This is a genomic window from Rhodovulum steppense (assembly GCF_004339675.1).
Taxonomy (GTDB): Bacteria; Pseudomonadota; Alphaproteobacteria; order Rhodobacterales; family Rhodobacteraceae; genus Rhodovulum; species Rhodovulum steppense.
Map to the genome: position 1 here is coordinate 17,676 of NZ_SLVM01000001.1, position 8,951 is coordinate 26,626.

Consider the following 8,951-nt stretch of genomic DNA (forward strand, 5'->3'; position numbering starts at 1 on the left):
CGCCCGCGCTAGCCTGCGCCGACCGGAACGGAGGCCCCATGACCATTCATATCGGCGCGAAACCCGGCGAGATCGCCGAGACCGTGCTGCTGCCCGGCGATCCGATGCGCGCGCAATGGGCGGCCGAGACCTTTCTGAGCGATCCGGTCTGCATCAATCGCGTGCGCGGCATGCTGGGCTTTACCGGTTTCTGGCGCGGCAACCGCGTGACGATCCATGGCAGCGGCATGGGCATGCCCTCGCTGTCGATCTATGCCAACGAACTGATCCGCGATTACGGCGCGAAGACGCTGATCCGCATCGGATCGGCCGGTTCGATGCAGGCCCATGTGGGCTTGCGCGACATCGTGCTGGCGATGACGGCCTCGACGCTGTCGACGCCCTCGCGCGGCGTCTTTCGCGAGTTGAACTATGCCCCCTGCGCCGATTTCGGCCTGCTGTCGGCCGCCCATGCCGCCGCCACCGCCCGCGGCATCGCGGCCCATGTGGGCGGCATCTATTCGTCGGACGTGTTCTATGACGAACGCCCCGACCTGAACGACCAGATGACCCGCCACGGGGTTCTGGCGGTCGAGATGGAGGCGGCCGAGCTTTATATCCTGGCCGCCCGGCATGGGGCACGGGCCCTGGCGGTGCTGACCGTATCCGACCATCTGCCGAGCGGCGCCGCCCTGCCGCCCGAGGCCCGCGAACAGGGTTTCGCGGACATGGTCGAGATTGCGCTGGAGGCCGCCTTCGCCTGAGCGCAGCGCCTGTTGAGACCGCGCGACATGGGTATTTTTGCCAAGAAGAAACCCCGAATGTCAGAGCCCGTGACTGCGGTCATAGGGGGCGGGTTCGGGCGGGCGCCATCCCGCCAGCGCGCCGGGGGCGGGCGCGAGGATCTCGACCAGCAGCGGGTGGCAGGTGGCGGTCATGGGGCTGTTGGTGCCGCAATCGCCCCAGGGGCAGGCCGAGAGCGCGCCCAGAAGGTCGATCTCGGCGAAGACCTCGACATGATCGCCCGCGCGCGCGGGGCTGGCCTTGGTGAAATAGCGTTGGCTGTCGCGGGTGAATCCCGTGCACATGAACAGGTTCAGCACGTCATGGACATGCGGCTCGGCCGCATCCGGGGTCAGGCCGGTTTCGGCGGCCAGCGCGCGGACCAGGTTGGAATGGCAATGGTGGTGATACTGCCCGCCGGTCAGCAGCGCGTTCGTATAGGGATCGCAGCGCGTGCCGATCACGTCATGCACCCCCGCCCCGTCGGCATCGACCCCGTACCAGCCCAGGCTGTCGGCGATGATCGTCGCCATCGGCCGCAGGAAGGGCAGGCAGGACCACAGCCGGTCGCCCACGCCCAGATGCGTGCCATGCAGCGCCCGGGTCTTGCCCGAATAGAACCGTTCGGACAGATCGTCCGCCGCCCACAGGTTCAGATCGCCCACCTGCGACCCGTCCGGGCAGGAGATGCGCAGGACCTGCCCCGCCGCCACCCGGAAACAGCGCGCCGCGCGCGGGGGCACCAGCAATTCGGCGGTCTTTGCCGCGCCGTCGCGCGCGCGGGCGTAAAGCGCCAGATCGGGCGCGGGCAGCGTGTCGGGCGGGTAGCAGATCACCGGGGGCGCGGCGCGGCGGGCGGCGGCATCGGGGGGCGTTTCGGGCATCGGTCCTCCGGGGCAAGGCTTGACAGGGCGCGGTCGCGCCGACACCCTTTTCCTAACACCGGAGGAGCGCGGCCATGAAGACCCTGCTTGCCTGCTGCCTGATCGCATTGGCCGGTCCCGCCTGCGCGCAGGACTGGGGCGATCTGGACAGTGCCCTGATCCGCGACCTGGCCCCCGGCGGCGAGAGCCTCGGCAGCTACTGGATGCCCGACCATGCCGATCCGGCAGAGGCGACCCGCGCGCTGGCGGTGCTCTATGCCCATATCTCCGGCTCGGCCAGCGGCTTCACGATCCATGCCGGGCTTTATGCCCGCGACGCGGAGGGGTTGCGCTATGCCGGGCCGGTCTCGGGGCTTTTCGGCACCGAGCCGCGCGCGCCGGTCTTCCATGCCGAGCGGATGGAACTGACCACCTCGATGCCCGGCCCGGACGATCCGCGTTGCTGCCCCAGCCGCGCGCAGCGCTGGTCGATCGACTACGCGACGCTGGCGGCAACGGCGCTGGACTGAGGCGCGTCGCCTCAGATCGCGCGCTCGACCATCATCTTCTTGATCTCGGCAATCGCCTTGGCCGGGTTCAGGCCCTTGGGGCAGGTCTTGGTGCAGTTCATGATCGTGTGGCAACGATAGAGCTTGAACGGATCCTCAAGCTGGTCCAGCCGCTCGCCCGTGGCCTCGTCGCGACTGTCGATGATCCAGCGATAGGCATGCAGCAGCGCGGCCGGTCCCAGATACTTGTCGCCGTTCCACCAGTAGGACGGACAGGCGGTCGAGCAGGACGCGCACATGATGCATTCGTAAAGCCCGTCCAGCTTCCTGCGGTCCGCGGGCGACTGGCGCCATTCCTTGACCGGCTCGTTGGTCTCGGTCTCCAGCCAGGGCATGATCGAGGCATGCTGGGCGTAGAAATGGGTCAGGTCCGGGACCAGATCCTTGACCACCGGCATGTGCGGCAGCGGGTAGATCTTCACCACGCCCTTGATCTCGTCCATGCCGTAGGTGCAGGCCAGCGTGTTGATCCCGTCGATATTCATGGCACAAGAGCCGCAGATCCCCTCGCGGCAGGAGCGGCGGAAGGTCAGCGTCGGGTCGATCTCGTTCTTGATCTTGATCAGCGCGTCCAGCACCATCGGCCCGCAGGTATCGAGATCGACGAAATAGGTATCCACGCGCGGGTTCTCGCCGCTGTCGGGATCCCAGCGATAGATGCGGAACTCGCGCAGATTGGTGGCCGCCGCCGGTTTCGGCCAGGTCTTGCCGCTGCGGATCACCGAGTTCTTGGGGAGCGTCAGTTCAACCATCTCCGTCTCCTCAATAGACCCGCGCCTTGGGCGCGATCTTCTTCGGGTCGATGCCGCCCTCGTCGAGGGTGGTCAGCGGCTCCAGCTTGACCGGGCGATAGGCCAGGCGCACGGTCGGCCCCTCGACCCAGGCCAGCGAATGCTTGCGCCAGTTGGTGTCGTCGCGGTCGGGGTAATCCTCGTGGGCATGCGCGCCGCGGCTTTCCTTGCGCGCCTCGGCGGCGACCACGGTGGCCAGCGCGTTGGGCATCAGGTTGGTCAGTTCCAGCGTCTCCATCAGGTCCGAGTTCCAGATCAGCGACCGGTCGGTGACCTTGATGTCGTCCATCTTGCCCGCGACGGCGGCCATCTTTTCGCAGCCCTCGGCCAGCGTCCTGTCGGTGCGGAAGACCGCGGCATCGGCCTGCATCGTCTTCTGCATCTCCAGCCGCAATTCGGCAGTGGTCAGGTTGCCCCTGGCATGGCGCAGCCCGTCGAAGCGGGAGAGCGCCGCGTCGATCGAGGCCCCGTTCGGGCTGGGCACCGCCGTGTTCGGATCGACCACGTCCCTGGCCCGGATCGCGGCGGCGCGGCCGAACACCACCAGGTCGATCAGCGAGTTGGAGCCCAGCCGGTTCGCCCCATGCACCGAGGCACAGCCCGCCTCGCCCACCGCCATCAGGCCGGGCGCGATGTTGTCGGGATTGTCCGCGGTCGGGTTCAGCACCTCGCCCCAATAGTTCGTGGGGATGCCGCCCATGTTGTAATGCACGGTCGGCAGAACCGGGATCGGCTCGCGCGTCACGTCGACACCGGCAAAGATCTTGGCGCTTTCGGAAATGCCGGGCAGGCGTTCGGCCAGAACCTCGGGCGGCAGGTGGGACAGGTTCAGGTGGATATGGTCCTTGTTCGGCCCGACGCCACGGCCCTCGCGGATCTCGATGGTCATGCAGCGGCTGACCACGTCGCGTGAGGCCAGATCCTTGTAGGTCGGCGCATAGCGTTCCATGAACCGCTCGCCTTCCGAATTGGTCAGATAGCCGCCCTCGCCGCGCGCGCCCTCGGTGATGAGACAGCCCGCGCCATAGATGCCGGTGGGGTGGAACTGCACGAATTCCATGTCCTGAAGCGGCAGCCCCGCGCGCGCCACCATGCCGCCGCCATCGCCGGTGCAGGTATGCGCCGAGGTCGCGCTGAAATAGGCCCGGCCATAGCCGCCCGTGGCCAGCACCACCATCTTGGCGGCGAAGACATGGATCGTGCCGTCGTCGAGCTTCCACGCCACGACGCCCTGGCACTGCCCGTCCTCGGACATGATCAGGTCGATGGCGAAATACTCGATGAAGAATTCCGCCTTCTGTTTCAGCGACTGGCCATAAAGCGTGTGCAGGATCGCGTGACCCGTGCGGTCCGCCGCGGCACAGGTGCGCTGCACCGGCGGGCCCTCGCCGAACTCGGTGGTGTGGCCGCCGAAGGGGCGCTGGTAGATGCGGCCCTTCTCGGTGCGGGAAAACGGCACGCCGTAATGTTCCAGCTCGTAGACCGCCTTGGGCGCCTCGCGCGCGAGGTATTCCATGGCATCCGTGTCGCCCAGCCAGTCCGACCCCTTGACCGTGTCATACATGTGCCACTGCCAATGGTCCGGCCCCATGTTGCCAAGGCTGGCCGCGATGCCGCCCTGGGCTGCCACCGTGTGCGAGCGGGTCGGAAAGACCTTGGTGATGCAGGCCGTGCGCAAGCCCTGTTCGGCCATGCCCAGCGTCGCGCGCAGCCCCGCGCCACCGGCGCCGACCACCACAACGTCATATTCATGCGTCTCGTATTCGTAAGCGGCCATCTTGGTCCCTCGAAGAACTTACAGCGCGATGCGGATGACCGCGTAAAGACCGGCCGCCATGGCCGTGTAGCTGACGCAGATCATCGCGATCAGCAGCACCGTGCGGCGGATGCCGCGGGTGTAATCCTCGATGGCCGTCTGCGCGCCCTTGCGGAAATGGTAGATCCCCACCCACAAGGTCAACAGCGCCACCAGCGCCGGAAACGGGCGCGAGAAGGTGGCGACCACCTCTTCATGGCTGCCGCCCAGCGTGCGGCCGAAGACCAGTACGAAGGCCGGGATCAGCCCCGCCAGCGCCACGCCGGTCACGATCAGGATCCAGTGATGTTCGGTCCCGCTCTTGGCGGCGCCAAGGCCCAGCGCGCGCTTGCGGTCGGTCAGATAACGCATGGCTTCCCCCCTCAGACGACCAGCACGGTCAGCAGCGTCAGCACCGCCGAGCCGCCGATCACCGCCCAGCCCAGCGCCTCGGCCGTCTTCAGCTCCAGCCCGCGGCCGGTATCCCACAGCAGGTGCCGCAGGCCCGCCAGCGTGTGATACCACAGCGCCCAGAGCGACAGGGTCAGCACCAGATCGCCGAACCACGAGGTCAGCACCCAATCGGCGCGGGCAAAGGCCTCGGGACCGTTGGCCGCGGCCAGGAACCACCAGACGATCAGGATCACCGCCACGATCAGCGCATTCCCCGTGACCCGGGTCAGGATCGAGGTGACGGACGTGATCTGCGGGCGATAGACCTGAAGATGCGGCGAAAGCGGCCGGTTACCGCGGTTGAAATGAGCCATGGCGAGCCTCTTGTCTGGGCGCAGCTATCGCCCGATCTGATAACGGTTTCTGCGCTCTTGTCACGGCTTGCGCCGCGCTTCGGGCGTGATTTTTCGTCGGCCGGACGAAAAAACCGGGTTTTGTGATCACGCCAGCGCGGCATGTGATCACAACCCGGCGGACCGTCTTACAGCGGGATCAGCGCCCAGTAGTCGAGGTCCAGCAGCACATCGCCCCGATATTTCCCGTCCTCGCCGCGCAGCGCACCCGGCACCGCCCCCGGCTTGACCGCCACCAGCCGCAGCCGCAGCGCGCCGACCCCGGGCGCGGCCGTCTCGGCCTTGTCCAGCACCTCGGACCAGGCCGAAACCGTATCGCCCGCGAAACAGGGATTGGCATGCGCGCCCGCGTTCAGCCCGACGATCATCTGCGCATTCGCCAGCCCGTTGAAGGACAGCGTGCGCGCCAGGCTGATGACATGGCCGCCATAGATCAGCCGCCGACCATCCTCGCGCAGGGTGGCGTCGAAATGCACCTTGGAGGTGTTCTGCCACAGCCGCGTGGCCAGCATGTGCTCGGCCTCCTCGACCGTCACGCGGTCGACATGGTCGATCACCTCGCCCACCGCGTAATCGCCCCAGCGATGCGGCTCGCCCGCCAGCGTGAAATCGTAGCGCGTGAAATCCAGCCCCTCGGGCAGCACCAGATCGCGCGGCGCCACGCTGTCGGCCAGCGCGGGCACCACGGTTTCGGGCGCGGGCGCCGCGGCATCGCGCTTGCGGACCATCACCCAGCGCACATAGTCCATGACCAGTTCGCCGCGCTGGTTCAGCCCCCGCGTGCGCACCCAGACGACACCCGACTTGCCGTTCGAGTTCTCCTTCAGCCCGATCACCTCGGATTCGGACCGCAGCGTGTCGCCGGGCCAGACCGGCCGGTGCCAGCGCCCCTCGGCATAGCCCAGATTGGCGATGGCGTTCAGGCTGATATCGGGCACGGTCTTGCCGAACACGGTATGGAACGCGATCAGGTCATCCATCGGCGCGCCCGGCAGCCCGCAGGATTGCGCGAAGGCGTCCGAGGAATAAACCGCGTGCCGCGCAGGATACAGCGCGTGGTAAAGCGCCCGCTCGCCGCCCGACAGGGTGCGCGGCACCGCATGCGCGATCACCTGCCCGACATGGTAATCCTCGAAGAAACGCCCCGGGTTGGTCTTCACCATGACCTTACAACTCTCCCAGCTTCAGGTCCGGGGCGTAAAGCCCCGGCACATCCTTCACCACCGCCTGCGCGCAGCGCATCCTGCCCGTTGCGGGGTCATGCGCATAAGCGGGCGAGCCATACAGTTCCCACCCCCTGGCCAGCGCCTCGGTGACCTTGTGGCAGAAGGCGGCGGTATCCTCGTCGGTCAGCAGACGATAGGCCCGCATCAGGCCGCACCCGGCGCCGGCAGGGGCCAGACGCCCAGCCACATGTGAACGCCAAGGATCACCAGATACAGCACCACGGAAATCACCCCCAGCTTGATGTCCCCCGCCAGGCTGCCGCCCCGCCAGGTCGTCACCGGCTCCTTCGCGTTGATCAGCACCACTTCGGCAATCGCCCAGAGCAGCAACCCGCCGAACAGCACGATGGACGCCAGATCGCCATTCACCAGCAGATGCGCCACCGACCAGGTCATCACGCCGTAAAGCATCGGGTGGCGGAAAAGCTGCCGCGCCCGGCTCTTGGAATTGCCAAGGCCAAAGAACACCACCGCCAGCAGCATCAGCGTGTTGTTCAGATGCACCATGAACCCGGGCGTCTGGTAGATCTCGGGCGCGGTATTGCCGCGATAGCCCATCACCATCAGCACCACCGACAGCACCAGCGGCACCGCAAAGAACGCCTTGGACGCCGCGCCGAAGCGGTCGTCCAGCGCCGCGCGCGGGCCGGGGAACAGCCGCTTGAACAGATGGGCAAAGCTCCAGAGCAGAACACCGAGGATAAGCAGGGTCATGTCACGGCCTCCAGTTGCGCGATCGCCGCCGCCTTGGCGAGCGTTTGTCGTGCCGTGACGATATGCAGATTCTCGACGATGCGGCCATCCACAACGGCGATCCCCATCCCGTTGCGCCGCGCCTCGTCGAAGGCGGCGATATGGCGGCGCGACAGTTCGATCTCGGCCATGGTCGGCGCAAAGACCGCATTGGCCGCGGCGATCTGTCCGGGGTGGATCAGGCTCTTGCCGTCAAAGCCCAGGTCGCGGCCCTGCGCGCATTCCGCGCGCAGACCCTCCTCATCCTGAAAGGCGTTGTAGACCCCGTCGATGGCGACGATCCCATGCGCGCGCGCCGCCAGCAGGCACTGGCTGAGGCTGGTGACCAGCGGCAGGCGGTCGGCGCGCGGGCGGCAGCGCAATTCCTTGATCAGGTCGTTGGTGCCCATCACGAAGCCCCCGACCCGGGGATGCGTGGCCAGCGCATCCGCGTTCAGCACGCCGCGCGGGGTCTCCATCATCGCCCAGACCTCCACCCCTGGGATCGCATCGCCCAGCGCATCCAGTTGCGCCGTGGTCTCGACCTTGGGCAGCAGCATCGCCTGCGCGCCGGTCCCGCGCATCGCGGTCACGTCATCGGCGCCCCATTCGGTATCCAGCCCGTTGACCCGCACGATCAGGAAGCGCGGCCCGAAGCCGCCCTCGCGCAGCGCCGCGGCCAGCAGGTCGCGCGCGGCGCGCTTTTCCTCGGGGGCGACGGCATCCTCCAGATCGAAGATGATCGCATCGGCGGGCAGCGTCCGGGCCTTGTCCAGCGCCCGCGCCTTGGAGGCCGGAATATAGAGAACGGAACGGAACGGGCGGGCACGCGGGTCCATTGATTCTCCCCTTGGGTCATTTTGTTGCGCCAATCACCATAGGCGGGACATATTCCGCAACCCCTTTCATGCCGCATCGCAGAAAAATCTTGCGCTGCGACGCAGAGCAGCGCGCGCTGCCATCAGGCTTTGTTGCGCATTCCCCTTCAGGCTCGGCGCGACAGCCACCCCGAACGGAGCCTTCGCCATGACCCGCCCCCTCGCGCTTGCCGCGCTTCTGCTCGCCCTGCCCCTCCCGCTTCAGGCCCAGGCCGAAAATGCCCGCCAATGCGCCCCACGCGAGGCGCTGATCGCGCTTCTGGCCGACCGCTACGGCGAGTCGCGCCAGGCCCTGGGACTGGCCGCCAACAACGCGGTGGTCGAGATCTTCGCCAATCCCGAGACCGGCAGCTGGACGATCACCGGCACCCTGCCCTCGGGCGTGAGCTGCCTGATCGCCAGCGGCGAGGCCTGGCAGGCGCTGGCCGAAAGCCTGATCCAGGGCGAAGGCGCCTGAGCCCCAGAATCAGCGCGCGCGGCCCCGTCCGGGGGTCGCGCCCCCCGCCGGACAGCCCCGGCACGCCGCCGC

12 protein-coding genes are annotated in these 8,951 nt (G+C 67.6%); 3 read left to right on the forward strand and 9 right to left on the reverse strand.

Annotated features, from left to right (window positions below):
* The first annotated feature begins 38 nt into the window (after window positions 1-38).
* The gene (gene deoD, locus EV216_RS00120; RefSeq protein ID WP_132693032.1) at window positions 39-743 is read left to right on the forward strand and encodes a purine-nucleoside phosphorylase; all 705 of its coding nucleotides are present in this window, start codon (window positions 39-41) and stop codon (window positions 741-743) included.
* A 60-nt stretch (window positions 744-803) separates the two neighbouring features.
* On the opposite strand, the gene EV216_RS00125 is transcribed toward deoD, so the two are convergent.
* Entirely contained in the window at window positions 804-1,646 is an 843-nt protein-coding gene (locus EV216_RS00125; RefSeq protein WP_132693033.1) for an urea carboxylase-associated family protein, read from the reverse strand.
* Between the two features lie 74 nt (window positions 1,647-1,720).
* Here EV216_RS00125 and EV216_RS00130 point away from each other — a divergent pair, with 74 nt between their 5' ends.
* Window positions 1,721-2,155, forward strand: a complete 435-nt coding sequence (locus tag EV216_RS00130) for a hypothetical protein (protein ID WP_132693034.1) — start codon at window positions 1,721-1,723, stop codon at window positions 2,153-2,155.
* Between the two features lie 11 nt (window positions 2,156-2,166).
* On the opposite strand, the gene EV216_RS00135 is transcribed toward EV216_RS00130, so the two are convergent.
* From EV216_RS00135 to EV216_RS00170, 8 genes are all read right to left on the reverse strand, one after another.
* On the reverse strand, window positions 2,167-2,946 hold the full coding sequence (locus tag EV216_RS00135; RefSeq protein ID WP_132693035.1) for a succinate dehydrogenase iron-sulfur subunit: 780 nt from the start codon (window positions 2,944-2,946) through the stop codon (window positions 2,167-2,169).
* 10 nt (window positions 2,947-2,956) lie between these two features.
* Window positions 2,957-4,762, reverse strand: coding sequence for a succinate dehydrogenase flavoprotein subunit (sdhA, locus tag EV216_RS00140; protein ID WP_132693036.1), 1,806 nt, complete (start codon window positions 4,760-4,762; stop codon window positions 2,957-2,959).
* 18 nt (window positions 4,763-4,780) lie between these two features.
* Complete coding sequence (gene sdhD / locus EV216_RS00145) at window positions 4,781-5,152, reverse strand: succinate dehydrogenase, hydrophobic membrane anchor protein (protein ID WP_132693037.1); 372 nt, start codon at window positions 5,150-5,152, stop codon at window positions 4,781-4,783.
* An 11-nt stretch (window positions 5,153-5,163) separates the two neighbouring features.
* A complete protein-coding gene (sdhC, locus tag EV216_RS00150) occupies window positions 5,164-5,547 on the reverse strand; it encodes a succinate dehydrogenase, cytochrome b556 subunit (protein ID WP_132693038.1) in 384 nt (127 codons plus the stop codon).
* Window positions 5,548-5,714: 167 nt separating this feature from the next.
* Window positions 5,715-6,749: a MaoC family dehydratase gene (locus EV216_RS00155; RefSeq protein WP_132693039.1), complete on the reverse strand. Its 1,035-nt coding sequence runs from the start codon at window positions 6,747-6,749 to the stop codon at window positions 5,715-5,717.
* A 4-nt stretch (window positions 6,750-6,753) separates the two neighbouring features.
* On the reverse strand, window positions 6,754-6,957 hold the full coding sequence (locus tag EV216_RS00160) for a DUF1737 domain-containing protein (RefSeq protein WP_132693040.1): 204 nt from the start codon (window positions 6,955-6,957) through the stop codon (window positions 6,754-6,756).
* On the reverse strand, window positions 6,957-7,526 hold the full coding sequence (locus EV216_RS00165) for an NnrU family protein (RefSeq protein ID WP_132693041.1): 570 nt from the start codon (window positions 7,524-7,526) through the stop codon (window positions 6,957-6,959). Before EV216_RS00165 ends, EV216_RS00160 begins: the two co-directional genes overlap by 1 nt.
* Window positions 7,523-8,383 carry an HpcH/HpaI aldolase/citrate lyase family protein gene (locus EV216_RS00170; protein WP_132693042.1) on the reverse strand — a complete coding sequence of 287 codons (861 nt, stop codon included), beginning with the start codon at window positions 8,381-8,383 and terminating at the stop codon, window positions 7,523-7,525. Before EV216_RS00170 ends, EV216_RS00165 begins: the two co-directional genes overlap by 4 nt.
* Window positions 8,384-8,570: 187 nt before the next feature.
* Here EV216_RS00170 and EV216_RS00175 point away from each other — a divergent pair, with 187 nt between their 5' ends.
* Entirely contained in the window at window positions 8,571-8,879 is a 309-nt protein-coding gene (locus EV216_RS00175) for a hypothetical protein (protein ID WP_132693043.1), read from the forward strand.
* Window positions 8,880-8,951: the final 72 nt, after the last annotated feature.